The organism is Pseudomonas sediminis (genome assembly GCF_039555755.1).
In the GTDB taxonomy this organism is placed as follows: Bacteria; Pseudomonadota; Gammaproteobacteria; order Pseudomonadales; family Pseudomonadaceae; genus Aquipseudomonas; species Aquipseudomonas mendocina_D.
Genome location: NZ_CP154631.1, coordinates 4,557,472 through 4,580,989, shown reverse-complemented (window position 1 = coordinate 4,580,989; position 23,518 = coordinate 4,557,472). Strand labels below are relative to the sequence as shown.

23 protein-coding genes, 4 tRNA genes and 1 pseudogene are annotated in these 23,518 nt (G+C 61.5%); 23 read left to right on the top strand and 5 right to left on the bottom strand.

All coding sequences use genetic code 11. The features are described 5' to 3' along the window. The first annotated feature begins 7 nt into the window (after positions 1-7). From AAEQ75_RS21695 to AAEQ75_RS21650, 10 genes are all read left to right on the top strand, one after another. Positions 8-286 (top strand): hypothetical protein, encoded by a 279-nt coding sequence (locus AAEQ75_RS21695; protein ID WP_003461883.1) that lies wholly within the window; start codon positions 8-10, stop codon positions 284-286. A 92-nt stretch (positions 287-378) separates the two neighbouring features. Beyond that, a complete protein-coding gene (gene astE / locus AAEQ75_RS21690) occupies positions 379-1,392 on the top strand; it encodes a succinylglutamate desuccinylase (protein WP_343350452.1) in 1,014 nt (337 codons plus the stop codon). Positions 1,393-1,551: 159 nt separating this feature from the next. Further along, positions 1,552-2,556: a low-specificity L-threonine aldolase gene (gene ltaE / locus AAEQ75_RS21685; protein ID WP_343350451.1), complete on the top strand. Its 1,005-nt coding sequence runs from the start codon at positions 1,552-1,554 to the stop codon at positions 2,554-2,556. Between the two features lie 124 nt (positions 2,557-2,680). Further along, positions 2,681-5,305 (top strand): alanine--tRNA ligase, encoded by a 2,625-nt coding sequence (gene alaS, locus AAEQ75_RS21680; protein WP_343350450.1) that lies wholly within the window; start codon positions 2,681-2,683, stop codon positions 5,303-5,305. Between the two features lie 102 nt (positions 5,306-5,407). Further along, the gene (locus tag AAEQ75_RS21675; RefSeq protein WP_343350449.1) at positions 5,408-6,646 is read left to right on the top strand and encodes an aspartate kinase; all 1,239 of its coding nucleotides are present in this window, start codon (positions 5,408-5,410) and stop codon (positions 6,644-6,646) included. A 191-nt stretch (positions 6,647-6,837) separates the two neighbouring features. Then, the gene (gene csrA / locus AAEQ75_RS21670) at positions 6,838-7,023 is read left to right on the top strand and encodes a carbon storage regulator CsrA (protein WP_003244478.1); all 186 of its coding nucleotides are present in this window, start codon (positions 6,838-6,840) and stop codon (positions 7,021-7,023) included. A gap of 61 nt (positions 7,024-7,084) precedes the next feature. Beyond that, positions 7,085-7,175 (top strand) — tRNA-Ser (locus AAEQ75_RS21665). 74 nt (positions 7,176-7,249) lie between these two features. After that, positions 7,250-7,326, top strand: a tRNA-Arg gene (locus AAEQ75_RS21660). Positions 7,327-7,400: 74 nt separating this feature from the next. After that, positions 7,401-7,477: transfer RNA gene (locus AAEQ75_RS21655), tRNA-Arg, on the top strand. Between the two features lie 70 nt (positions 7,478-7,547). Then, a tRNA-Arg gene (locus AAEQ75_RS21650) sits at positions 7,548-7,624 on the top strand. A gap of 44 nt (positions 7,625-7,668) precedes the next feature. Here the strand turns inward: AAEQ75_RS21650 and bamE are convergent. After that, entirely contained in the window at positions 7,669-8,163 is a 495-nt protein-coding gene (gene bamE, locus AAEQ75_RS21645; protein WP_143504311.1) for an outer membrane protein assembly factor BamE domain-containing protein, read from the bottom strand. Positions 8,164-8,486: 323 nt separating this feature from the next. Between bamE and mgtE the strand changes: the two genes are divergently transcribed. Further along, positions 8,487-9,929: a magnesium transporter gene (gene mgtE, locus AAEQ75_RS21640; protein WP_099525211.1), complete on the top strand. Its 1,443-nt coding sequence runs from the start codon at positions 8,487-8,489 to the stop codon at positions 9,927-9,929. Here mgtE and AAEQ75_RS21635 read toward each other — a convergent pair whose 3' ends face one another. The 3 genes and pseudogenes from AAEQ75_RS21635 to AAEQ75_RS21625 form a co-directional block, all read right to left on the bottom strand. Continuing rightward, positions 9,930-10,391: a nuclear transport factor 2 family protein gene (locus tag AAEQ75_RS21635; RefSeq protein WP_343350448.1), complete on the bottom strand. Its 462-nt coding sequence runs from the start codon at positions 10,389-10,391 to the stop codon at positions 9,930-9,932. A gap of 27 nt (positions 10,392-10,418) precedes the next feature. Beyond that, on the bottom strand, positions 10,419-10,685 hold the full coding sequence (locus AAEQ75_RS21630; protein ID WP_343352461.1) for an Atu4866 domain-containing protein: 267 nt from the start codon (positions 10,683-10,685) through the stop codon (positions 10,419-10,421). Positions 10,686-10,759: 74 nt separating this feature from the next. Continuing rightward, positions 10,760-11,480: pseudogene (locus tag AAEQ75_RS21625) on the bottom strand (SDR family oxidoreductase). A gap of 130 nt (positions 11,481-11,610) precedes the next feature. Here AAEQ75_RS21625 and AAEQ75_RS21620 point away from each other — a divergent pair. The 5 genes from AAEQ75_RS21620 (at position 11,611) to AAEQ75_RS21600 (ending at position 17,029) form a co-directional block, all read left to right on the top strand. After that, entirely contained in the window at positions 11,611-12,018 is a 408-nt protein-coding gene (locus tag AAEQ75_RS21620) for an AraC family transcriptional regulator N-terminal domain-containing protein (protein WP_343350447.1), read from the top strand. Positions 12,019-12,263: 245 nt separating this feature from the next. Further along, on the top strand, positions 12,264-12,521 hold the full coding sequence (locus AAEQ75_RS21615; RefSeq protein ID WP_166432408.1) for an OadG family protein: 258 nt from the start codon (positions 12,264-12,266) through the stop codon (positions 12,519-12,521). Positions 12,522-12,544: 23 nt separating this feature from the next. Then, positions 12,545-14,323, top strand: coding sequence for a sodium-extruding oxaloacetate decarboxylase subunit alpha (oadA, locus tag AAEQ75_RS21610; RefSeq protein ID WP_343350446.1), 1,779 nt, complete (start codon positions 12,545-12,547; stop codon positions 14,321-14,323). A 10-nt stretch (positions 14,324-14,333) separates the two neighbouring features. Next, a complete protein-coding gene (locus AAEQ75_RS21605; RefSeq protein WP_256834560.1) occupies positions 14,334-15,470 on the top strand; it encodes a sodium ion-translocating decarboxylase subunit beta in 1,137 nt (378 codons plus the stop codon). A gap of 134 nt (positions 15,471-15,604) precedes the next feature. Further along, a complete protein-coding gene (locus AAEQ75_RS21600; protein WP_343350445.1) occupies positions 15,605-17,029 on the top strand; it encodes an IS1182 family transposase in 1,425 nt (474 codons plus the stop codon). A gap of 131 nt (positions 17,030-17,160) precedes the next feature. Here the strand turns inward: AAEQ75_RS21600 and AAEQ75_RS21595 are convergent, their stop codons facing one another. After that, positions 17,161-17,487: an Arc family DNA-binding protein gene (locus tag AAEQ75_RS21595; RefSeq protein WP_003461866.1), complete on the bottom strand. Its 327-nt coding sequence runs from the start codon at positions 17,485-17,487 to the stop codon at positions 17,161-17,163. Positions 17,488-17,869: 382 nt separating this feature from the next. Between AAEQ75_RS21595 and phnC the strand changes: the two genes are divergently transcribed. From phnC to AAEQ75_RS21560, 7 genes are all read left to right on the top strand, one after another. Then, positions 17,870-18,694: a phosphonate ABC transporter ATP-binding protein gene (gene phnC / locus AAEQ75_RS21590; RefSeq protein WP_099525218.1), complete on the top strand. Its 825-nt coding sequence runs from the start codon at positions 17,870-17,872 to the stop codon at positions 18,692-18,694. Positions 18,695-18,748: 54 nt separating this feature from the next. Then, positions 18,749-19,750, top strand: coding sequence for a phosphonate ABC transporter substrate-binding protein (gene phnD, locus AAEQ75_RS21585; RefSeq protein WP_343350444.1), 1,002 nt, complete (start codon positions 18,749-18,751; stop codon positions 19,748-19,750). Positions 19,751-19,832: 82 nt separating this feature from the next. Beyond that, on the top strand, positions 19,833-20,624 hold the full coding sequence (phnE, locus tag AAEQ75_RS21580; RefSeq protein WP_343350442.1) for a phosphonate ABC transporter, permease protein PhnE: 792 nt from the start codon (positions 19,833-19,835) through the stop codon (positions 20,622-20,624). Positions 20,625-20,644: 20 nt separating this feature from the next. After that, positions 20,645-21,367 carry a phosphonate metabolism transcriptional regulator PhnF gene (gene phnF / locus AAEQ75_RS21575; RefSeq protein WP_343350441.1) on the top strand — a complete coding sequence of 241 codons (723 nt, stop codon included), beginning with the start codon at positions 20,645-20,647 and terminating at the stop codon, positions 21,365-21,367. Positions 21,368-21,378: 11 nt separating this feature from the next. Continuing rightward, the gene (gene phnG, locus AAEQ75_RS21570) at positions 21,379-21,828 is read left to right on the top strand and encodes a phosphonate C-P lyase system protein PhnG (RefSeq protein ID WP_125878750.1); all 450 of its coding nucleotides are present in this window, start codon (positions 21,379-21,381) and stop codon (positions 21,826-21,828) included. Beyond that, on the top strand, positions 21,828-22,439 hold the full coding sequence (phnH, locus tag AAEQ75_RS21565; protein ID WP_343350440.1) for a phosphonate C-P lyase system protein PhnH: 612 nt from the start codon (positions 21,828-21,830) through the stop codon (positions 22,437-22,439). The genes phnG and phnH overlap by 1 nt, the downstream gene beginning before the upstream one ends. Next, positions 22,439-23,515: a carbon-phosphorus lyase complex subunit PhnI gene (locus AAEQ75_RS21560; RefSeq protein ID WP_343350439.1), complete on the top strand. Its 1,077-nt coding sequence runs from the start codon at positions 22,439-22,441 to the stop codon at positions 23,513-23,515. The genes phnH and AAEQ75_RS21560 overlap by 1 nt, the downstream gene beginning before the upstream one ends. Positions 23,516-23,518: the final 3 nt, after the last annotated feature.

Here is a 23,518-nt window from a genome sequence, read left to right as displayed (position 1 = left end):
AGATTTTATGAGCGACGCTCTGCAACTGATTCTTGAAGATAACGACGGCACCCAGCTGGAGACCTCCTGCAGCCGCTTTGCTGTGGTCTGGCAGGGCAAGGAGCTGTGGGTCCAGGCCGTTGGCGATCAGTTGCTGATCGGCGTCGACGTGGAGGAGGGCGATACCGAGTACGTCAACCTGCTGCTGCGTCCGCAGGCCACCAACCTGGTCAGCCTCCAGTTGGAGATGGAGCCGATGATCGCCGATGAGGACGATCATGTTCATGGCCCGGACTGCAATCACTGATCGAACCTTGTAGGAGCGAGCTTTGCTCGCGAAAACGCTTGTTCGCTCGCGACGCTCGCTTCTACCAAAATGCTGCGAACCAAGGAGTCCCCATGCTTGCCCTCGGCAAACTGCTTGAACTGACCCTGGCCGGCCACGAGCCGTCGGCGAAGATTCAACTGACGCCCGATGGCACGCGTCTGCGCTGGCTCGATGAAGGTGCGCTGGAGGTGACTCCGCCTGCAGCGCGCGACAATGGCCTCGACCTGCTGCTGTCGGCCGGCGTCCACGGTAACGAAACAGCGCCGATCGAGCTGCTCGACCGCCTGCTGCGTGGCATCGCGCGCAACGAGCTGCATCCGGCGGCGCGCATTCTCTTTCTGTTCGGTAACCCCGAGGCCATGCGCCGTGGCGAGCGTTACGTCGAGCAGGACCTCAATCGTCTGTTCAGCGGCCGTCACGAGCAGTCCAGTGGCTTCGAGGCCATCAGGGCCTGCGACCTTGAGCACCTGGCCGTCAATTTCTTCGGCAAGGACACCGGTCGTACGCGCCTGCACTACGACCTGCATACCGCCATCCGCGCGTCCAAAATCGAGCAGTTCGCCCTCTATCCGTGGCAGGAGGGGCGTGCACATTCCCGTCGCGAGCTGGAGCGTCTGCGTGCTGCCGGCATCGAGGCGGTACTGCTGCAGAACAAGTCGTCGATTACCTTCAGCGCCTATACCTACGCGCAACTCGGCGCCGAGGCCTTCACCCTGGAGCTGGGCAAGGCGCGTGCTTTCGGTCAGAACGAACTGGTCAACCTCGATCTGCTGGAGAACGCGCTGCACGCGCTGATCGAAGGGCCCGAGGTAATCACTGGCGAGCCGACCCTCGATGGCATGCAGCTGTTCGCCGTGTCGCGCGAGGTGATCAAGCACAGCGATAGTTTTCAACTGCATGTGCCTGCGGATATCGAGAACTTCACCGAGCTGGAGCCCGGCTACCTGCTTGCCGAGGATATCGCCGATATCCGCTGGATCGTGGAAGAGCAGGGCGCGCGCATCATCTTCCCCAATCCCAAGGTCAAGAATGGCCACCGCGCCGCCATCCTGATCGTCCCCGACGATGGCGCCGGTTTGGCATAGCGGCGTATGTTGCAGGGCTTTAGCCGCGACGTTGCGTCGTATTGATCGCCGCTAAAGCGCCTCCCACGGCATCCCGCGATTTTGCCTTCAACTGTATCTTCCACCGTCCGAGCGACCTCTTTAGCATGGGCCTTTCGCCAATTGCCGGGAAAGCCTGTCATGCCCCTGATCGACCTGCGTAGCGACACCGTTACCCAACCCACTGCTGCCATGCGCGAAGCCATGATGGCTGCCGAGCTGGGCGATGACGTGTATGGCGAAGACCCCACGGTTAATCGCCTGGAGGTCTGGCTGGCCAATGAACTGGGCTTCGAGGCGGCGCTGTTCGTCCCCACCGGCACCATGAGCAACCTGCTCGGCCTGATGGCTCATTGCGAACGCGGTGACGAGTACATCGTCGGCCAGCAGGCGCACACCTATAAGTACGAGGGTGGCGGCGCCGCCGTGCTCGGCTCCATCCAGCCGCAACCGATCGAGGGTGAAGCCGACGGCTCGCTGGATCTGAGCAGGGTCGAGGCGGCGATCAAGCAAGACGACTTCCACTTCGCCCGCACTCGCCTGCTGGCCCTGGAAAACACCATGCAGGGCAAGGTGCTGCCGCTCTATTATTTGGCTGCCGCCCGCGAACTGACTCGCCGTCGTGGTTTGAGCCTGCACCTCGATGGCGCCCGCCTGTATAACGCGGCGGTCAAGCTCGGTGTGCCGGCGCGCGAGATCACCCAGCACTTCGATTCGGTCTCGGTGTGCCTGTCCAAGGGGCTCGGTGCGCCGGTCGGTTCGGTGCTCTGTGGCAGTACGGCGTTGATCGCCAAAGCACGCCGTTTGCGAAAGATGGTCGGTGGTGGCATGCGTCAGGCCGGCGTGCTGGCGGCAGCAGGCTTGTATGCGCTGCAGCATCAGGTTCAGCGTCTGGCCGAGGATCACGCCAAGGCCGCACACCTGGGCGAGGCGTTGACCGAGCTGGGTTATAGCGTCGAGCCGGTGCAGACCAATATGGTCTATGTGCAACTTGGCGAGCGTGCCGGGCAAGTTAAGGCCTTCATGGCCGAACACGGCATCGCCGTCAGTGCCGCGCCACGCCTGCGTCTGGTCACTCATCTGGACGTCAGCGCCGAACAAATCGAGCGGGTGATCAGGGCATTTGCTGCTTTCCGTTCGCATTAAGCGTCAGGCGTGCGCTGCCGATAGGCGCACGCTATCAACAAGGCACTAGCCGCGGGCGATGGGGCCGATATAATGCGTCCCTTTGCCGGCTTTGCCGTGGCCGCCTGATTCCGTGGATATCCCTATGAAAAGCGCAGAAATCCGTGAAGCCTTCCTGAGCTTCTTCGAAGAAAAAGGGCACACTCGTGTCGCTTCCAGCTCGCTGATTCCGGCGAACGACCCAACCCTGCTGTTCACCAACGCGGGTATGAACCAGTTCAAGGACTGCTTCCTAGGTCTGGAAAAACGCGCCTACACTCGCGCCACCACCAGCCAGAAGTGCGTGCGTGCCGGCGGTAAGCACAACGACCTGGAAAACGTCGGCTACACCGCGCGTCACCACACCTTCTTCGAAATGCTGGGCAACTTCAGCTTCGGCGACTATTTCAAGCGCGATGCCATTCATTACGCCTGGGAATTCCTGACCTCCGACAAGTGGCTGAACCTGCCCAAGGAAAAGCTCTGGGTCACTGTCTACGCCACCGATGACGAAGCCTACGAGATCTGGACCAAGGAAGTTGGCATCCCCACCGAGCGCATGATCCGCATCGGCGACAACAAGGGTGCGCCGTACGCCTCCGACAACTTCTGGGCAATGGGTGATACCGGGCCGTGCGGCCCGTGCACCGAGATCTTCTTCGACCACGGCGAGCACATCTGGGGCGGCCCACCCGGCAGCCCGGAAGAAGATGGCGACCGCTACATCGAGATCTGGAACAACGTGTTCATGCAGTTCAACCGCACTGCAGATGGCGTGCTGCACCCGCTGCCGGCGCCGAGTGTGGACACCGGCATGGGCCTCGAGCGCATCAGCGCCGTGCTGCAGCACGTCAACTCGAACTACGAGATCGACCTGTTCCAGAACCTGTTGGCCGCCTCGGCCAAGGCCATCGGCTGCAGCAACGAAGGCCAGGCCTCGCTGAAAGTGGTGGCTGACCACATCCGTTCCTGCAGCTTCCTGATTGCCGACGGCGTGACTCCGTCCAACGAAGGCCGTGGCTACGTGCTGCGCCGCATCGTGCGTCGCGCCTGCCGTCACGGTAACAAGCTGGGCGCCAAGGGCAGCTTCTTCTACCAGATCGTCGCTGCGCTGGTGGCTGAGATGGGCGAAGCCTTCCCCGAACTCAAACAGCAGCAGGCGCATATCGAGCGCGTGCTCAAGACCGAAGAAGAGCAGTTCGCCAAGACCCTGGAGCAGGGCCTGAAGATCCTTGAGCAGGATCTGGCCGGCCTGCAGGGCTCGGTAATCCCGGGCGACGTGGTGTTCAAGCTGTATGACACCTACGGTTTCCCGGTTGACCTGACCGCCGACATCGCCCGTGAGCGCGAGCTGTCGGTGGACGAAGAGGGCTTCGAGCGTGAAATGGAAGCGCAGCGTGAGCGCGCCCGTTCCGCCAGCGCCTTCGGCATGGACTACAACGCCCTGGTCAAGGTTGATAGCGACACCCGCTTCCTCGGTTACGAAGGCACCAGCGGCAGCGGCAAGATCATTGCCCTGTTCAAGGGCGGTGCTGCAGTCGACAGCCTCGCCGAAGGCGAAGAGGGCGTGGTGGTGCTGGATCAGACCCCGTTCTACGCCGAGTCCGGTGGCCAGATCGGCGACTGCGGCTATCTAGAAAGTGCTGGCGTACGCTTCGACGTGCGCGACACCACCAAGGCTGGAGGTGCCTTCCTGCACCACGGTGTGGTGGCCAAAGGCGGCCTGAGTGTCGGCACCAGCGTCAAGGCCGAAGCCGAAGCGGGTGTGCGTCAGGCCACCGCGCTGAACCACTCCGCGACCCACCTGCTGCACGCCGCGCTGCGTCAGGTGTTGGGCGATCACGTGCAGCAGAAAGGTTCGCTGGTCGACAGTCAGCGCCTGCGTTTCGACTTCAGCCACTTCGAGGCGATCAAGCCCGAGCAGATCAAGCAGCTGGAAGACATCGTCAACGCTGAGATTCGCAAGAACTCCGAGGTCGAGACCGAAGAAACCGACATCGAGACCGCCAAGTCCAAGGGCGCCATGGCGCTGTTCGGCGAGAAGTACGGTGATCAGGTACGTGTGCTGAGTATGGGCGGCGATTTCTCCGTCGAGCTGTGTGGCGGTACTCACGTATCGCGCACCGGCGACATCGGTCTGTTCAAGATCACCAGCGAAGGCGGCGTGGCCGCTGGCGTGCGTCGTATCGAAGCGGTCACTGGTGCCGCCGCGCTGGCCTGGCTCAACGGTGCCGAGGAACAGCTCAAGGAAGCCGCCTCCCTGGTCAAGGGCAGCCGCGACAACGTGCTGGACAAACTCTCGGCCCTGATCGAGCGCAACCGTCAGCTGGAAAAGGAGCTGGAGCAGCTCAAGGCCAAGGCCGCCAGCGCTGCTGGCAATGACCTGGCTGGTTCGGCCGTGGACGTGAAGGGCACCAAGGTGCTGGCTGCGCGTCTCGATGGTCTGGACGGCAAGGCGCTGCTGGCGCTGGTCGACCAACTGAAGAACAAGCTGGGCAGCGCTGTGATCCTGCTCGGCGGCGTGTTCGACGAGAAGGTGGTACTGGTCGCCGGTGTGACCCAGGACCTGACTGCCAAGCTCAAGGCCGGTGACCTGATGAAGCAGGCCGCCGCAGCAGTGGGCGGCAAGGGTGGTGGTCGCCCAGACATGGCCCAGGGTGGCGGCGTCGATGCCGGCAAGCTGGATGAAGCCCTGGCCCTGGCCGCAACCCTGGTCGAGCAGGCTTCGTAACGAGCGAGAAAGCGGGGCCCGCAGTGCGTCCGGCGGGCCTTGGCAGTATGACCCGATGCGGGTTTAATGGGCGCCCTTCGAGGAATCAGGCGGCTTTTTGAAATGGCTTTGATCGTACAGAAGTTTGGGGGCACCTCCGTCGGCACCATCGAGCGTATCGCGCAGGTGGCCGACAAGGTGAAGAAGTTCCGCGAGAACGGTGACGACATCGTCGTCGTGGTTTCCGCCATGAGCGGCGAAACCAACCGCCTGATCGATCTGGCCAAACAGATCACCGATGGCGAGCCGGTTGCGCGTGAGCTGGATGTGATGGTGTCCACCGGTGAGCAGGTGACCATTGCCCTGTTGGCCATGGCGCTGATCAAGCGCGGCGTGCCGGCGGTGTCCTACACCGGCAACCAGGTGCGCATCCTCACCGACAGCGCGCACAACAAGGCGCGTATTCTGCAGATCGATGACCAGAAGATTCGTGCCGACCTCAAGGCCGGCCGCGTCGTCGTGGTCGCGGGTTTCCAGGGCGTCGACGAGCACGGCAACATCACTACCCTGGGTCGTGGCGGCTCCGATACCACCGGTGTGGCTCTGGCCGCAGCGCTGAAAGCCGAGGAGTGCCAGATCTACACCGACGTCGATGGTGTCTACACCACCGACCCGCGCGTGGTGCCCAAGGCCCAGCGTCTGGAAAAGATCACCTTCGAAGAAATGCTGGAAATGGCCAGCCTAGGTTCCAAGGTGCTGCAGATTCGTTCGGTGGAATTCGCCGGCAAGTACAACGTCCCGCTGCGCGTTCTGCACAGCTTCCAGGAGGGCCCGGGCACCCTCATTACCCTTGATGAAGAGGAATCCATGGAACAGCCGATCATTTCCGGCATCGCTTTCAATCGCGACGAAGCCAAGCTGACCATCCGTGGGGTGCCGGATATCCCAGGCATCGCCTTCAAGATTCTCGGCCCGATCAGCGCCGGCAATATCGAAGTGGACATGATCGTGCAGAACGTCTCGCACGATAACACCACCGACTTCACCTTCACCGTGCACCGCAACGACTACAACAACGCCCTGAACGTGCTGCAAAAGACCGCAGACGAACTGGGTGCGCGTGAAGTGGTCGGCGACACCAACATTGCCAAGGTGTCCATCGTCGGTGTCGGTATGCGTTCCCACGCCGGTGTTGCCAGTCGTATGTTCGAGGCCCTGGCCAAGGAGACCATCAATATCCAGATGATCTCCACCTCCGAGATCAAGGTGTCCGTGGTGATCGAAGAGAAGTACCTGGAGCTGGCGGTACGCGCACTGCATACCGCCTTCGAGCTGGATGCTCCAGCCCGGCAGGGCGAGTAATTCCACTGATTTGAAAGGCGCGGCTGGTTCCGCGCCTTTCGTCTTTTTGACTGGCATGCGGGAACTTTCTTTCTACGCAGGCTGGTCAATACTTGGGTGGAGGCTTTCATGCTTGATTTAGCAGGAAGCCGGCACCATTTTCTTTTTGCAGACTGTTGTCCTGAGAAATGTAATCCGTTGAGGAGAAAGGAATGCTGATTCTGACTCGCCGGGTCGGAGAGACCCTGATGGTCGGTGATGATGTGACTGTCACCGTGTTGGGTGTGAAAGGTAACCAGGTGCGCATTGGTGTCAATGCGCCGAAGGAGGTTGCCGTGCACCGTGAAGAAATCTACCAGCGCATCCAGAAAGAGAAGGGTGACGAACCAAGCCACTAATTTTTCTACAAATTTTTGTTTGCAAACGGGGAAAACATGTTTATCATGCGCCCCGTGTTGCGGAGAGGTGGCCGAGTGGCCGAAGGCGCTCCCCTGCTAAGGGAGTACACCTCAAAAGGGTGTCGGGGGTTCGAATCCCCCCTTCTCCGCCATTATTCAGCGAGTCGGGCGTAAGTCGGGCTGGCGAATCACCAGAGGTGATCTGGTATAAAAGCACCAAGTAAGTGGACTCATAGCTCAGCTGGATAGAGTACTCGGCTACGAACCGAGCGGTCGGAGGTTCGAATCCTCCTGAGTCCGCCATATTCAAATGGCTTGCATCGCTGCAAGCCATTTTGTTTCAACCAGCGGTGATCTGGTCTAAAAGCGCCAAAAGTGGACTCATAGCTCAGCTGGATAGAGTACTCGGCTACGAACCGAGCGGTCGGAGGTTCGAATCCTCCTGAGTCCGCCATATTAAATGGCACTGCAGCGATGCAAGGTCATGTTTCAGCCAGCGGTGATCTGGTCAAAAAGCGCCAAATGGACTCATAGCTCAGCTGGATAGAGTACTCGGCTACGAACCGAGCGGTCGGAGGTTCGAATCCTCCTGAGTCCGCCATACCGAAAGGGCCTGCAGCAATGCAGGCCCTTTTTCTTTGTGCGTTATTTCTTCACGCAGCCGGCTTCGTCGAAGCTGATCTGTCGGCTGTTCCCGCCTTTGCGTTTCTCTCGGTAATGGTAGCGCTGCTGCCCATTGCTGCTGGTGACTCTATCTGGCTTGCCCAGGCTGCTTTCCACGTCGGCGCGGCTCATGCCGGGGCGGACTTCCTTGCGGATGATCGCCTGGCGTCTCTCGCGGCTGGTCAGCAGGTTGTCGCAACCATCGTCCTGTTGGCCAACGATGACCAGCTCGCCACTGCCGGTCGAGGTGGTTGCTGCGCGCCGGCCTGGGTCCGCAAGAGGGATTGCCTTGCCGCTGCTGGGGGTGTGGTTGCGCGTATCCTGCAGGTGCAGCTCTTGATCGTCGGCGCAGCCGTGGCGGGTGAAGGTGACATGGCCATTTGCACTCACGCAGCGGAACACACTGGCCGCTGAGCTGTCTGCAATAGGGTAGAGAAATGCAGCGGCCAATAGCGCTGCGAAGTGCAGTCCTCGCATGAGTCGTCCTCCCTGACGTTTGCCTGCTTCAGGTTAGACCGTTTTTTCGTACTCGCCAGGGTGTCCTGGTGCGGATGGCTGGCGTCGCATAACTAGGTTTTCATGCGAGATCGAAGTTTGTGATGCAAGCAATTGTTCTTGCCGTGCTTTTGTCACGTACAAAGCTGTTTTGCGGTGTTATGATTCGCCGCGTCAGCCCCGCCGGGGCTTGTGGAATACCACCATGGACTTACCCAGTAGTTACTCAATACTCCCCTCGCACAATCGTGTAAGACCTGATTGATCCCCTTTGGCGTGCCCGCCAGCTGGGGGTGGAGCGCGCTATGACAGAAGTAGAAGCCAAAAAGCCGCAAGAGAGCTTGCAGGATCGCCTGGCCCAGGTGATCGAACTGCTGCATCGGCACAAACTGGTCGAAGACCTGACTCACCGTCAGGAAGGCCAGCATCACGACCGGGTCGAGAACCTGGTGCATCGTCAGAATCTCGTCGAGCTGCAGCGCAAGCTCGAAGATCTGCACCCTGCGGATATCGCCCACATCCTCGAAGCCCTGCCGCTCGATGAGCGTCTGACCGTCTGGCAACTGGTCAAGGCCGAGCGCGATGGCGACATCCTGCTGGAAGTCTCCGACGCGGTACGAGAAACCCTGATCGCCGACATGGACGATCACGAGATTCTCGCTGCAGCCAAGGACATGGACGCCGACGAGCTCGCTGACCTGGCCCCGGAACTGCCGCGCGACGTCGTTCATGAGCTGATGGAGTCGCTCGACGCTCAGCAGCGTGAGCGTGTGCGTTCGGCCCTGTCCTACGAGGAAGATCAGGTCGGCGCGCTGATGGACTTCGAGATGGTCACCATCCGCGAAGACGTCAGCCTGGAAGTGGTTCTGCGTTATCTGCGCCGCCTGAAGGAGCTGCCGGGCCATACCGACAAGCTGTTCGTGGTCGATTACGACGGCGTGCTCAAGGGTGTGCTGCCGATCAAGCGTTTGCTGGTCAATGATCCGGAGAAGCAGGTCGGCGAAGTCATGGCCGACGATCCGGTGAGTTTCCACCCGGACGAGGACGGTTACGACGCCGCTCAGGCGTTCGAGCGTTACGACCTGATTTCCGCCCCGGTGGTGGACAAGAACGGCAAGCTGATCGGTCGCCTGACCATCGACGAGATGGTCGACCTGATCCGTGAGGAAAGTGAAAGCGAAGTGCTGAACATGGCCGGTCTGCGCGAGGAGGAAGACATCTTCGCCTCGGTGTGGAAGTCGGTTCGCAACCGCTGGGCCTGGCTGGCGATCAACCTGGTCACCGCGTTCCTGGCGTCGCGTGTGATCGGCCTGTTCGAAGGCTCGATCGAAAAGCTGGTGGCGCTGGCGGCGCTGATGCCCATCGTTGCCGGTATCGGTGGCAACTCGGGTAACCAGACCATCACCATGATCGTACGCGCCATGGCGCTGGATCAGGTCAGCACTGGCAATACCAAGCGTCTGGTACGCAAGGAACTGGGTGTTTCCCTGATCAACGGCATCCTCTGGGGTGGTGTGATCGGCGCCGTTGCCTATGGGCTCTACGGTAGTTGGTCGCTGGGCGTGGTGATGACCGCGGCAATGACCCTCAACCTGTTGCTGGCGGCGTTGATGGGCGTGCTGATCCCCATGACGCTGGCACGCCTGGGGCGTGACCCGGCCATGGGGGCCAGTGTGATGATCACCGCCATGACCGACAGCGGTGGTTTCTTCATCTTCCTGGGGCTGGCGTCGATCTTCCTGCTGTAATCAGTTCATCAGCTCGACCAGCCGCCAGGTATCGAGAAAGACCGTGACCTGAGTGATCCGGCCATTCTCCAGCTGCATGTGCCAGGAATAACTGTTCTCGTAGCGGCTGCCGTCCTTGGCAGTCGCCTCGCCATCCATGTGCACGACCACGTAAGGCCCTTGCGCCACGATCTGGCGGACGGTGGGTATGATGGGCGTGGCCAGTTTGTCAGTGATGGGTTTGACCGCATCTTCCATGAACGCCTCACGCGTGCGGTAAGTCCCGGAGGACGGGCTGCTACCGGCCACGACCCAGACGGCGTCATCGGCGAGCAACTGGAAGATACCGCCCTGGCCGGAGCGCCAATCATCGAAGGCTTTCTGAATCAGGGCCTGATTGGCCGCGGTGCTGTCGTTTGCCCAGGCCGGGAGGCAGAGTGAGGCGCTCAGCAGCAGTGCGATGATGATTTTTTGCGTGTTCATGGTTTTTTCCTTGGCTGATGGGTGGCGTTACTCGTCAGTTGAAGTGTTCTTGCGGCGCAGCACCATGCTGCCGTGATAGAGCACGTCGTCGATGAATTCCCCGTCGGCGGTAAAGCCGGTGTCGTCGACGTAGTCGATGTGGTTGCCGGTGACGTGGTAGTTGCCCTGGTAGGCGCTCTCGCGATTCCCGCGTGCCTCGTCATAGCGGCCGTTGGCCAATAGCTCATGGCGGACATGGCCGTCGTCCGTTACCCACATGCCTACATAAGGATGTAAAGGCTCGGATGCTGCCATTACCGCGTCGGGTAGCAGGGCGCCGCTGATCAGCATTGCCGCGACGGTGTTCTTCGCTGGCATGGTGTTCTCCATCAATAAGGGCTGGCGGTTGGGCGCACGATCAGCTCGCTGACGTCGACGTCAGCGGGTTGTTCGACTGCATAGGCCACGGCGCGGGCGATGGCGTCTGGCGTGATGGCGACGCGACGGAAAGCTTTCATCGCCTCGCGCGCACTGGCATCGGAGATGCTGTCGGCCAGTTCGGACTCGACCACGCCGGGGCAGATGGTAGTGACGCGTATACGCTCGCTTTCCTGGCGCAGGCCAGACGGCATACTTGGTGGCGCAGTAGACCGCTGCTGTCGGCGATACGGCGTGGGCGCCGATGGAGGCGATATTGATGACCTGGCCGCGCCCGCGCTCTTCCATGCCTGGTAGTACGGCGGCAATACCATGCAACACGCCCCGGATGTTGATGTCGATCATGCGATTCCACTCGTCCACCTTCAGGGCGTTGAGCGGCGACAGCGGCATGACTCCGGCATTGTTGATGATCACGTCGACGGGGCCGTGCTGCGCTTCGGCATATTCGACGAAGGCCTGCATCTCATGCAGTTGGCTGGCGTCGAGGGTGAGGCAGGAGGCGTGCTGACCTTGTGCTTGCAGTTCTTCTACCAGCACCTGCAGGCGCTCGATGCGCCGGGCGCCGAGTACCACGTGATGGTCCAGGCTTGCCAGGTGTCTGGCGATGGCTTCGCCGATACCGCTACTGGCACTGGTGACGAGGATGACTTTGCTCATGTCGATCTCCATTGCGTTCTGGAGAGTCCATGCTAGGCAGGGGGCGGCCGGCTGCTAAGTCCCGTTACTCTTTCGATATTGCCTGTTTCTATTGAATGCTTCCTACAATGTCCGGGTATTGATAACGAGTCGAAAGCAGCGCATGAGCATGAGTCCTGAGCGCATCAAGCAGCGTATGGTCGAGCTGATGCTGCGCTTGGCCCCCGAGGAGGGGTACACCGCGGCGCAGCTCGACGGCGTTACCTTGATGCGCTCCAATCGCTCGCTACCGATTACCCCGGCACTGTATGAGCCGAGCATCGTGATCGTGATCCAGGGGCGCAAGAGCGGGCTGCACGACGGCAACCTGTACGTATACGACGCGCAGCACTATCTGGTGCTGGCGCTGCCTTTGCCATTTTCCATCGAGACCGAGGCCAGCGCCGAAGAGCCGATGCTGGGTGTGGCGCTGCGTGTCGGGTATGAAAGTCCGTCGCAGTTCAGTCGAGAGTTCAAGCGCCTGTTCGGGCGTACCCTGGCGATGAGACGCGTCACTTCAAGACCCTGCTGAGGCTTGCTCCTGCCGTTGCTGGCGTGGCGCGCTCCGCATCCTGATACTTCCCTCGCAGGGCCTTTCTGCTTCTTTGGTAGTGGATGCCGATAAACCACTACATAAATAGCCCGTCCGGCCCTTTTGGCGTTTGCTTCAAACGCTCGTTTCACGCTAAGGTTCGCCAGCTTTGCCCAGGCGCTGACGCTGGGCGCTCCTATTCAATAATGAACGCAGCCCGCGAGCTGCTGGCCAAAGGAGCCAAGATGACCCCCAGTGAACTGCTGCTCGAGGGTGTCGAACTCATGCTGTTCGGCATGGGCTTCGTCTTTGTCTTTCTGGTGTTGCTGGTGGGTGTGGTCAGTCTGATGTCACGGCTGATCGCGACCTTCGCACCGCCCGCGCCGAGCCCGGCCATTTCTTCTCCAGCACCTAGTGCCAGGTCGGCCAGCCATGAGCCGGACGCAGCAACACTGGCCGCCATCCAATCCGCCATTGCCCAGCACCGCGCACGCCGCGGTTGATCAGGTTCAGAGGGAGTACCTGCATGACTGCCGTGAAACAAGCACTCGGAATCACCGATGTGGTGCTGCGTGATGCGCATCAGTCGATCCTGGCGACGCGTGTTCGTCTTGAAGACATGCTGCCGATCGCGCCCAAGCTCGATCAGGTGGGCTTCTGGTCGGTGGAGTCCTGGGGTGGCGCGACCTTCGATGCCTGCATTCGTTATCTCGGCGAAGATCCCTGGGAGCGTATACGCGAGCTGAAGAAGGCCATGCCCAATACCCGCCAGCAGATGCTGTTGCGCGGGCAGAACCTGTTGGGCTACCGCCACTACGCAGATGACGTAGTGGAAAAATTCGTCGAGCGTGCCGCCGTCAACGGCGTCGATGTGTTTCGCGTATTCGACGCGATGAACGATCCGCGCAATCTGGAAACGGCGCTCAAGGCCGTCAAACAGCAGGGCAAGCACGCCCAGGGCACCATCTCCTACACCACCAGCCCGGTGCATACGCTGGATATGTGGGTCGATCTGGCCAAGCAGATCGAAGACATGGGCGCCGATTCGGTGGCGATCAAGGACATGGCCGGGATTCTTACGCCTTACACGGCGTTCGAGCTGGTCTCACGTCTGAAGGCCAGCCTGGCCATTCCGATTCATATGCAGTGCCACGCCACGGCTGGGCTGTCGTCGGTGGCCATCCTGAAGGCGGTGGAAGCGGGCATCGACAACGTCGACACCGCAATTTCTTCTCTGTCGATGACCTACGGTCATTCGCCGACCGAGTCGGTGGTGGCGATGTTCCAGAACACCGAGCGCGACACCGGGCTCAACCTGGAGCTGCTGGAAGAAATCGCCGCGTACTTTCGCGAGGTGCGCAAGAAGTACGCGAAGTTCGAAGGCAACCTCAAGGGCGTCGACTCGCGCATCCTGGTCGCCCAGGTGCCGGGCGGTATGCTCACCAACATGGAAAGCCAGCTGAAAGAGCAGGGCGCTCAGGACAAGTTCGACCAGGTGCTGGCCGAGATTCCACGCGTGCGCGAAGACCTGGGTTTCATTCCGCTGGTGACGCCCACTTCGCAGATCGTTGGTACCCAGGCAGTGATCAACGTGCTCACCGGCGAGCGTTACAAGTCGATCACCAAGGAAACCGCCGGCGTACTCAAGGGCGAGTATGGCGCAGCTCCTGCTCCCTTCAATGCCGAACTGCAGGCCCGTGTGCTCGATGGTGCCGAGGCTATCACCTGTCGTCCGGCCGACCTGCTCGAAGCCGAGATGGACAAGCTGACCGCCGAACTCAAGGGCATCGCTCAGGAGAAAGGCATCAAGTTGGCCGCCGACGAAATCGACGACGTCCTGACCTACGCGCTATTCCCGCAGATCGGCTTGAAATTCCTGGAGAACCGCGGCAATCCGGCGGTCTTCGAACCCGCTCCGACTGGTAAGGAAATGCCTGCTCACGAGGCTGGCAAGCCTGAGGTCTACACCGTCGAGGTCAATGGCAAGTCGTTCGTCGTGCAGGTGAGCGACGGCGGTGATATCGAGGGAATCAAGCCCGTCGGTGGCGCGGCGAGCGCTGCACCGGCGGCTACTCCGGCTGCAGTGGATGGCGGCGAGCCGCAGGCGGCACCGCTGGCTGGCAATATCTTCAAGGTGCTGGTGCAGTCAGGCCAGGCCGTGGAGGAAGGCGAGTTGGTGATCATTCTTGAGGCGATGAAGATGGAAACCGAGATCCGCGCCTTCAAGGCCGGTACTGTCGGTGCCGTCAACGTCAAGGTCGGCGATACCGTGGTAGTGGGCGCTAGCCTGCTGACCATCGGCTGAGGGGCGCATAATGGAAAAGCTGCTCAAGCTCTGGCAGAGCACCGGCCTGTATCACCTGGAACCCGGTCAGGCGTTCATGATCGCGGTGTGCATACTGCTGATCTACCTGGCGATCAAGAAAGGCTTCGAGCCTTTGCTGTTGATTCCTATCGGCTTCGGCGGGCTGATGTCGAACATTCCGGTGGCCAACATGGCGGAGGGTGCGGGTTTTCTGCACCTGATCTACGAGGTAGGCCTGCCCACCAGTATCTTCCCGCTGCTGATTTTTTTGGGCGTCGGCGCCATGACCGATTTCGGTCCGATGCTAGCCAACCCCAAAACACTGCTGTTGGGTGCTGCTGCGCAGTTCGGTATTTTCGGTACGCTGCTCGGCGCCTTGGCACTGACTGCGTTGGGTATTCCCGGTATGGAGTTCACCCTCAAGGAGGCTGCCTCCATCGCCATCATTGGCGGTGCTGACGGCCCGACCTCGATCTTCGTGACCTCCAAGCTGGCGCCGCATCTACTTGGTCCTATTGCAGTTGCGGCCTATGCCTACATGGCGTTGGTGCCCTTGATTCAGCCGCCGATCATGCGCGCCCTGACCACCAAGGAAGAGCGCGCCATCGTCATGCAGCAGCTGCGTCCGGTGGGGCAGACCGAGAAAATCATTTTCCCCATCGTGCTATGCATTCTGATCGGGATGCTGCTGCCTGACGCCGCGCCGCTGATCGGTATGTTCGCCCTCGGCAACCTGCTGCGTGAGGCTGGGGTGGTCGAGCGTCTGGCTGATACCTCGCGCAATGCACTGATCAATATCGTCACCATCTTCCTCGGTCTGACCGTGGGCTCGAAGCTGTCGGCCGAGGCCTTCCTGCAGCTCAAGACCCTGGGCATTCTGATGCTGGGCATGGTGGCGTTTTGCGCGGGTACGGCGGCCGGTGTATTGATGGCCAAGCTGATGAACCTGTTCAGCAGCAACAAGGTCAATCCGTTGATCGGCTCGGCGGGTGTGTCGGCAGTGCCAATGGCCGCTCGGGTATCGAACAAGGTCGGCCTGGAGGCCAACCCACAGAACTTCCTGCTGATGCATGCCATGGGCCCGAACGTGGCTGGGGTGATCGGCTCGGCCGTGGCGGCGGGGGTGCTGCTCAGCTTCGTTGGCTGAGCAAGGGATGTCATGACCGCCGCCAGCAATGGCAGGCAATAAAAAACCGGCTCAAGCAGACTGTGTGAAAACCTAGCAGTCTGAGAGCAAGCTGAAGACAATGCCTCTATCGGTCGATAGGGGCATTGTCGTTTATGGGCTATATCCAAGGTGAAGATCGGCAACAAAGCAGCCTGTTTCCGCCGACATTGGAAGAGCTGGTTCCTGAGGATCATCTAGTTCGAGTCATCGAGGCCTATGTGGCTCGTCTGGATCTGAAGGTACTGGGGTTCAGCAAGGCTGAGCCGCTCAAGACTGGGCGCCCTGGCTACGATCCAGCTGATTTGCTCAAGCTATACCTATATGGCTACTTCCAGCGCATTCGCTCCTCTCGTCGATTGGAGGCGGAGTGCCAGCGCAATATCGAGGTGATGTGGTTGCTGGGTCGTCTGGCGCCGGACTTCAAGACCATCGCGGATTTTCGCAAAGACAACAGCGTGGCCTTTCAGGCGACTTGCAAGGCTTTCGTCCAGTTCTGTCGCCAGGCGAGCTTGATCAGTGGGGAGCTGGTGGCCATCGATGGCAGCAAGTTCCAAGCGGTAGCTTCGCTGCGCAAGCACCTGAGCGTGGAGAAGCTCAAGCGTCAACAAGCGAAGCTGGAAAAACACATTGCCCAGTACCTGGCCCAGCTTGATGAGGGTGATGCACAAGACGCGCAAGAGACGATTGACCGGGCAGCGGTGAAACAGGCGCTACGCCAGCTACAGGATCGCCATGCCGATAACTTGACTGTAAAAGCGCTGATGGAGGCGCAGGGCCTGGAACAGTTCGTCGAAGGCGAAGCGGATGCCAAGAAGATGCGCTGCTCAGGCAAGAGTCCTTGCGCGGCCTACAACGTGCAGAGCGCTGTCGATGCCGAGCATGGCCTGATCGTGCATCACGAAGTGACCAATGACTGCACCGACAACCAGCAGTTGGAGCCGATGGCCAAAGCGACTCAGGCGGTTCTGCAGCAGCCTGAGCTGACCGTCACGGCTGATGCAGGTTATTCCAACGGGGCGCAGTTTCAGGCCTGCGAAGAAGCGGGCATTACGGCTTTCGTCCCCGTGAATCGCGCGCCCAACAACCAGGGCGGCGGCACACTGTTTGCGCGTCAGGACTTCACTTACGATCCTGCGACCGACAGCTTCCAATGTCCTGCGGGCAAGACCCTGTCGCTCAAACAGCTCAATCGTGGCACTCGCCTTTACGCAGCCCGTGCCAAGGACTGCGGGAACTGCCCATTAAAAGCCAAGTGCACACAGGCCCAACGGCGTCATATCAGCCGCCATCCCAACGAAGAGGCGTTCGCGCGGATGGAGAAACGACTCGAAACTCACCCTGAGATGATGGGACGGCGACGAGCAATCGTCGAGCACCCTTTTGGCAATCTCAAACAATGGATTCTGGGCAACGGTCGTTTTCTAGTGCGCCATTTCAGCGGGGTGAGAGCTGAGATGGCGATGGCCGTGCAAGCCTACAACCTCAAACGTGCTATTTCGGTACTCGGGGCACGCCGCATGATCGAGCTGCTGACCTGAGCGCTGCACTTTGCATCATTGCACCAGTAAAAACACAAACGCCCCGAATCAATCGAGGCGTTTGTATTGAACCGGTTCAGTTCAGAACGTTTTCACACAGTCTGCAAGGCCGGTTTTTTTATGGGCTCGCTTCAGGCTTCTTCGGCGGCCATTTCCACGTCGTGGGCAATCAGAGCGACCAGTGCATTCTGCTGGCGGCGCGACAACTGACGAAAACGCTGCAGCAATTCACGCTCATGGAGGCTCAGTTCGGGGCTGTCGAGGCGCAGGCTGAGATCGTCATCCAGAGCACCTTCCTGAAGCATGCTTTGCTCCAGACGGGCGATGATTTCCGAGTTCATGCTGCGGTGATGGTTGCGTGCTACGTCAGCGATACGCTCACGCATGCCATCTGGCAAGCGAACGACAAACTTGTCAGCCGTGCGGCTGGAATAAATAGCCTGTTTCATAGGGCGCATACATTACCGGTTAGTTCAGGGAGCGATACTGGTAGTCAGTGTCGAGATTGTCACCGGTTTGACAGTGTTTCGCACTAGCCGTTCAACCGGTACCGCGTTCTGCGTCGTATGACCATAAGGTCAGATGAACAGTTCCTTGACGCCAAATGCGTGTCACATTGTGATTCAGGTAGCGGCTTTATGCCAGCACCGATTGTCTGAAATGCGTGGTACTCGGCAGAACTCATCCTGTTGCTTCGCTCGAGCATAAAAGTTTCAAGTTTCATTCACTCAATCGTCATCCCCGGTTCACGGGTCTGACACAGCGTGCGCCTACCTTGGTCTACACCAGAAGGCGCCGGCTAGCGGCCTTCTTATCGAAATGATAGTAGAGGGCCAGCACATGAGCGTAGCTATTCGAGTCGATCGTCTGAATAAAAGTTTCGGCCGCAAGCAGGCGCTGTTCGATCTGGCGCTATCCGTACAGCCGGGCGAGATGGTGGCGCTGATCGGCGCCTCGGGCTCGGGCAAGTCGACCCTGCTGCGGCATCTGGCCGGCCTGGCGCGCGGTGACGCCGGTAGCATCGAAGTGCTTGGGCGTCAGGTGCAGAGCGACGGGCGCCTGAATGGCGATGTGCGCCGCCAGCGCGCCGATATCGGCTACATCTTTCAGCAGTTCAATCTGGTCGGCCGTCTTAGCGTGCTGCAGAACGTGCTGCTCGGCGGCCTCGGGCGCATGCCGCGTTGGCGTGGCAGCCTCAGCCTGTTCAATCCCGAAGAGAAGCAGCGTGCGCTGCAGGCGTTGGAGCGGGTAGGGCTGGCCGAGTTCGCCGCGCAGCGTGCCTCGACCCTGTCCGGTGGCCAGCAGCAGCGCGTGGCCATCGCCCGTGCGTTGTGCCAGCAGGCCGAGGTGATTCTCGCCGATGAGCCCATCGCCTCGCTCGACCCGGAGTCGGCGCGCAAGGTGATGGAGATCCTCGCCGACATCAACCGTCGCGACGGCAAAACGGTGGTGGTGACCCTGCATCAGGTCGATTACGCGGTGCGCTATTGCCAGCGCGCCGTGGCGCTCAAGGGTGGGCGCATTCATTTCGACGGCCCGACGGCGGGCTTCAACCCAGATTTCCTCAATGACCTCTACGGCGGCGATCTCGATATCAGCCTGCTGCTGCCGCAAGGGCAGCGCCCACGAGCCGTGGAACGTCCGCTGACACTGGCCAAGGCCTGATCTCAGCACCCTCATTCGAAACAACAACGCCAACTAGCAACAGGAGTGTGCTCCATGTTCAAACGCATCGGCCAGGTGCTGGCTGCTTCCGCGCTCGTCACCGGTTCCCTGCTGGGCTCGGTCCAGGCCGCCGAGGAACTCAACTTCGGCATCATTTCCACCGAGTCTTCGCAGAACCTCAAGGCCATGTGGGATCCGTTCCTGGCTGACATGAGCAAGCAGACCGGGGTGAAGATCAACGCCTTCTTCGCCCCTGACTACGCCGGGATCATCCAGGGCATGCGCTTCGACAAGGTCGACGTGGCCTGGTATGGCAACAAGTCGGCGATGGAGGCGGTTGATCGCGCCGGCGGTGAGATCTTCGCCCAGACCGTGGCGGCCAACGGCGCGCAGGGTTACTACAGCCTGCTGGTGGCGCACAAGGACAGCTCGATCAACTCGGTCGAGGACATGCTCAAGAACGCTTCGAGCCTGACCTTCGCCAACGGCGACCCCAACTCCACCTCCGGCTACCTGGTACCGGGCTATTACGTGTTCGCCCAGAACAACGTCGACGCCGGCAAGGTATTCAAGCGCTCGCTCAATGGCAGCCATGAGGTCAACGCGCTGTCGGTGGCCAACAAGCAGGTCGATGTCGGCACCTTCAACAGCGAAGGCATGGAACGCCTGGAAGTGACCGCGCCGGACAAGGCGGCGCAGCTCAAGGTGATCTGGACTTCGCCGCTGATCCCTTCCGACCCCATCGTCTGGCGCAAGAACCTGCCGCAGGAAACCCGCGACAAGCTGCGCAACTTCTTCATGACCTACGGCGCCAAGCCGGAAGAGAAGAAGGTGCTCGAAGGCCTGCAGTGGGGCCAGTTCAAGCCGTCGGACAACGATCAATTGCTGCCGATTCGTCAGCTCGAACTGTTCAAGAAGCGCAGCGAAGTGGCCAACAACGCCGCACTCAAGGACGCCGACAAGCAGGCGCAACTCAAGGCGCTGGACGCCGAGCTGGCCAAGCTGGAGCAGCGCATGGCCGAGCGTGAGAAGCAAAACGGCGCCAGCGCCGGCTGAGCCTCGGAGCCGCCCCGCGAAAGTGGGGCGGTTCATGAAAAGCTCGCCGCTGAAGCGCCTCCCACAGGAACGAGAGTTACCCATGACCACACTGACCACCGCCACCCCGGTCGCCGAGGGCAAGCGCAGCTGGCTGCAATTGATCGGCTGGGGCCTGTTCTTCGCCGTACTCGCCTGGTCCTGGCAGGGTGCGGAAATGAACCCGCTGGCGCTGGTGCGCGATGCCGGCAACATGGCCACCTTCGCCGCCGACTTCTTCCCGCCGGATTTCAGCAATTGGCAGCATTACCTCAAGGAGATGGTCGTCACCGTTCAGATCGCTCTTTGGGGCACGGTGCTGGCCATCGTCTGCGCCATTCCGCTGGGCATTCTCTGTTCCGAGAACATCGTGCCCTGGTGGGTGTACCAGCCGGTACGCCGGGTGATGGATGCCTGCCGTTCGATCAACGAAATGGTCTTCGCCATGCTCTTCGTCGTCGCGGTAGGCCTCGGCCCCTTCGCCGGCGTGCTGGCGTTGTTCATCAGCACCACCGGGGTGCTGGCCAAATTGTTCGCCGAGGCGGTCGAGGCCATCGATCCAGGTCCGGTCGAAGGCGTGTGTGCCACCGGCGCCAGTGCCCTGCAGGAGGTCATCTTCGGTGTCATCCCGCAAGTGCTGCCGCTGTGGATTTCCTACTCGCTGTACCGCTTCGAGTCCAACGTGCGTTCGGCCACGGTGGTCGGCATGGTCGGCGCCGGCGGCATCGGCGTGATCCTCTGGGAGGCCATACGCGGCTTCCAGTTCGCCCAGACCTGCGCGCTGCTGATCGTGATCATCCTGGTGGTGAGCGCCATCGACATCCTGTCCCAACGCCTGCGCAAGCTCTTTATCTGAAGGAGAGGGAGGGCGCCTGCGTGCGCCCTTTTCAAACGATGAACTTGTCTAGACAAAGCGAACCGCTGTACCGCGAGCTGGCCGCCGTGCTGCGCGAAGACGTGCAGCACATGAGCCCGGGCGATTACCTGCCAGGCGAGATGCAACTGGCCGCGCGCTTTTCCGTCAACCGTCACACCCTGCGCCGCGCTGTCGACGAGCTGGTGCTCGAAGGCCGCTTGCTGCGCCGCCAGGGTAAGGGCACACAGGTGCTGGCCAAGCCGCTGGTGTATCCGGTAGAGGCGGGTAGTGCGTTCAGCCAGTCGCTGTCTGCGCTTGGTCACCGCGTCGAGGCGCAACTGATCGAACGTCTGCGTCGCAGCGGCAGCAACGAGGAGTGCCGCCACCTGCAACTGCCCGATGGCAGCGAACTGCTCGAGCTGGTCACCCTGCGCCTGCTCGACGGCCAGCCGCTGAGTCTGATTCGTCATCGCTTCTGCATCAGCCTGGCGCCGCTGCTGGCTGACTATCAGGGCGGCTCGCTGCGCCAGTACCTGGCCGAGCGCGATCTGCCGCTGACACGCACCTTCAGCCTGATCGGCGCGCGCCTACCCAGTCGCGAGGAGGCTGCGCACCTGCTGATGCCGCGCCATGCGCCGCTGCTCAGCGTACTCACTTTGTCCCGCGATCCCGCTGGCCGGGCGGTGGAGCTGGCGCAGTCCAGCAGCCGCGCCGACCGCTTCCAGTACCAGGTAGCGACCTGATGGAGACCCGCATGAACGAAACCGATCCGAACATCGCCGCGCGTCAGCGCTGGATGGGCGTCCTGGCCCGCGCCGGCAGCGCTCTCGATAGCCATGAGGCGGCGCTGAAAGACAGCGCCTACCAACTGATCCGCTCCCCCGAGGTGGGCATGACCCTGGTGCGCGGGCGCATGGGCGGCACCGGTAGCGCCTTCAACCTCGGCGAGATGACCGTGACCCGCTGTGTAGTGCGTCTTGCCGACGGCCGAACCGGTTACAGCTATCTGGCAGGCCGTGACAAGCGCCGCGCCGAGCTGGCCGCCCTGGCCGACGCGCACCTGCAGGGCAACGACCAGGCGCGCTGGTTGGATGACCTGATCGAACCCCTGGCCCGCGAGCAGCGCGAACAGCGCCTGAACCGGGCCGCCCGTACCGCCACCACTCAGGTGGAATTTTTCACCCTGGTCAGAGGAGAGGACTGATGACTACGCCGCACAGCTCGCACTGGCTGCAACCGGCTTTTGACGACCCGGTGCTGGACGCCCAGGTCAGCTTCCGCGCCGCCCTCGGAGCCCTGGCCGAACCGGGGCTGCCACGCGCCATGGACCGTGCCCATGCCCTGGGCGATCTGGCCCCGGCTACCTATGGCTTGTGTCTGGCCTTCCTCGACAGCGATACGCCTCTGTGGCTGGCGCCGCGTTTCGACACGCCGCTGATTCGCGCCAACCTGGCGTTCCACTGCGGCTGCCCGATTGTCGCCGAGCGTGAGATCGCTTTGTTCGCCCTGCTTGATGAGGGCGAGTTGAGCGATCTGTCGGACTTCGACAATGGCAGCGAACGCTACCCGGACCAGTCCTGCACGCTGCTGATCCAGCTCGACGATCTGCGCGCCGGTGTCCCTCTGCGCTGGCGCGGGCCGGGCATCAAGGACGTGCGCGGCGTCAACCTGCCGCTGCCGGCCTCGTTCTGGCAGCAGCGTCAGGCGCGCAGCGCCTTTCCCCGTGGCCTGGATTGCTTCTTTGCCGCTGCCGGCGAAGTCATTGGCCTGCCGCGCAGCACCCGCGTGCTGATCGAAACCGAGGAGGCTGCCTGATGTATGTCGCCGTCAAGGGTGGCGAACGCGCCATCGACAATGCCCATCAACTGCTGGCCAGCCGTCGGCGTGGCGATACCACGATCGCTGAACTGGGCGTTGAACAGATCCGCCAGCAACTGCCGCTGGCCGTGGCTCGGGTCATGAGCGAAGGCTCGCTGTACGACGAGGAGCTGGCCGCACTGGCGATCAAGCAGGCGGCCGGTGATCTGATGGAGGCCATCTTCCTCTTGCGCGCCTACCGCACCACGCTGCCACGTTTCGGTGCCAGCGAGCCGCTGGACACCACGCAGATGCAGCTGGAGCGGCGTATCTCCGCGACCTTCAAGGATCTGCCCGGTGGTCAGTTGCTCGGCCCTACGTTCGATTACACCCACCGTCTGCTGGATTTCACCTTGCTGGCCGAGGGCGAGTATCCGGCGCCGGAAACCGCGCTCGCAGACGAGCCCAAGCCCGGTCCTCGGGTGCTGGATTTTCTCGCCGAGGAGGGGCTGATGGCCCGCGAGCAGGACGACGGCGCACCGGTGCCGGACATCACCCGCAAGCCGCTGGCTTTTCCCGCGAGCCGCGCCGAGCGCCTGCAGGCGCTGGCCCGTGGTGATGAAGGCTTCCTCCTGGCGCTCGGCTACTCGACCCAGCGCGGCTACGGGCGTAATCACCCCTTCGCCGGGGAGATCCGCATCGGCGATGTCGAGGTGTGGATGACGCCCGCCGAACTGGGCTTCGCCGTGCCGCTGGGCGACATCGAGATCACCGAGTGCGAGATGGTCAACCAGTTCGTCGGTGACAGCGCCGAGCAGGCGCAGTTTACCCGCGGCTATGGCTTGGCCTTCGGTTACGCCGAGCGCAAGGCCATGGGCATGGCGCTGGTAGACCGCGCGCTGCGCGCCGCCGAGTACGGCGAGGAGGTACAGGGCCCGGCGCAGGAAGAGGAGTTCGTGCTGATGCACTGCGACAACGTCGAAGCCGCCGGCTTCGTCTCGCACCTCAAGTTGCCGCACTACGTCGACTTCCAGGCCGAACTGGAACTGATCCGCAAGCTGCGCCGCCAGGCGCCGGCAGAGGAGAACCGCTGATGA

What these genes read in the sequence shown, in the direction of transcription:
- AAEQ75_RS21630 (WP_343352461.1), bottom strand. Translation starts at nt 10,685, where the DNA reads ATGGCAGCATCCGAGCCTTTACATCCTTATGTAGGCATGTGGGTAACG.
- astE (WP_343350452.1), top strand. Translation starts at nt 379, where the DNA reads ATGCTTGCCCTCGGCAAACTGCTTGAACTGACCCTGGCCGGCCACGAG.
- AAEQ75_RS21695 (WP_003461883.1), top strand. Translation starts at nt 8, where the DNA reads ATGAGCGACGCTCTGCAACTGATTCTTGAAGATAACGACGGCACCCAG.
- AAEQ75_RS21605 (WP_256834560.1), top strand. Translation starts at nt 14,334, where the DNA reads ATGGAAAAGCTGCTCAAGCTCTGGCAGAGCACCGGCCTGTATCACCTG.
- AAEQ75_RS21600 (WP_343350445.1), top strand. Translation starts at nt 15,605, where the DNA reads ATGGGCTATATCCAAGGTGAAGATCGGCAACAAAGCAGCCTGTTTCCG.
- bamE (WP_143504311.1), bottom strand. Translation starts at nt 8,163, where the DNA reads ATGCGAGGACTGCACTTCGCAGCGCTATTGGCCGCTGCATTTCTCTAC.
- AAEQ75_RS21615 (WP_166432408.1), top strand. Translation starts at nt 12,264, where the DNA reads ATGACCCCCAGTGAACTGCTGCTCGAGGGTGTCGAACTCATGCTGTTC.
- AAEQ75_RS21675 (WP_343350449.1), top strand. Translation starts at nt 5,408, where the DNA reads ATGGCTTTGATCGTACAGAAGTTTGGGGGCACCTCCGTCGGCACCATC.
- phnD (WP_343350444.1), top strand. Translation starts at nt 18,749, where the DNA reads ATGTTCAAACGCATCGGCCAGGTGCTGGCTGCTTCCGCGCTCGTCACC.
- ltaE (WP_343350451.1), top strand. Translation starts at nt 1,552, where the DNA reads ATGCCCCTGATCGACCTGCGTAGCGACACCGTTACCCAACCCACTGCT.
- oadA (WP_343350446.1), top strand. Translation starts at nt 12,545, where the DNA reads ATGACTGCCGTGAAACAAGCACTCGGAATCACCGATGTGGTGCTGCGT.
- AAEQ75_RS21595 (WP_003461866.1), bottom strand. Translation starts at nt 17,487, where the DNA reads ATGCGCCCTATGAAACAGGCTATTTATTCCAGCCGCACGGCTGACAAG.
- AAEQ75_RS21560 (WP_343350439.1), top strand. Translation starts at nt 22,439, where the DNA reads ATGTATGTCGCCGTCAAGGGTGGCGAACGCGCCATCGACAATGCCCAT.
- AAEQ75_RS21620 (WP_343350447.1), top strand. Translation starts at nt 11,611, where the DNA reads ATGAGCATGAGTCCTGAGCGCATCAAGCAGCGTATGGTCGAGCTGATG.
- phnG (WP_125878750.1), top strand. Translation starts at nt 21,379, where the DNA reads ATGAACGAAACCGATCCGAACATCGCCGCGCGTCAGCGCTGGATGGGC.
- csrA (WP_003244478.1), top strand. Translation starts at nt 6,838, where the DNA reads ATGCTGATTCTGACTCGCCGGGTCGGAGAGACCCTGATGGTCGGTGAT.
- AAEQ75_RS21635 (WP_343350448.1), bottom strand. Translation starts at nt 10,391, where the DNA reads ATGAACACGCAAAAAATCATCATCGCACTGCTGCTGAGCGCCTCACTC.
- phnH (WP_343350440.1), top strand. Translation starts at nt 21,828, where the DNA reads ATGACTACGCCGCACAGCTCGCACTGGCTGCAACCGGCTTTTGACGAC.
- mgtE (WP_099525211.1), top strand. Translation starts at nt 8,487, where the DNA reads ATGACAGAAGTAGAAGCCAAAAAGCCGCAAGAGAGCTTGCAGGATCGC.
- alaS (WP_343350450.1), top strand. Translation starts at nt 2,681, where the DNA reads ATGAAAAGCGCAGAAATCCGTGAAGCCTTCCTGAGCTTCTTCGAAGAA.
- phnC (WP_099525218.1), top strand. Translation starts at nt 17,870, where the DNA reads ATGAGCGTAGCTATTCGAGTCGATCGTCTGAATAAAAGTTTCGGCCGC.
- phnE (WP_343350442.1), top strand. Translation starts at nt 19,833, where the DNA reads ATGACCACACTGACCACCGCCACCCCGGTCGCCGAGGGCAAGCGCAGC.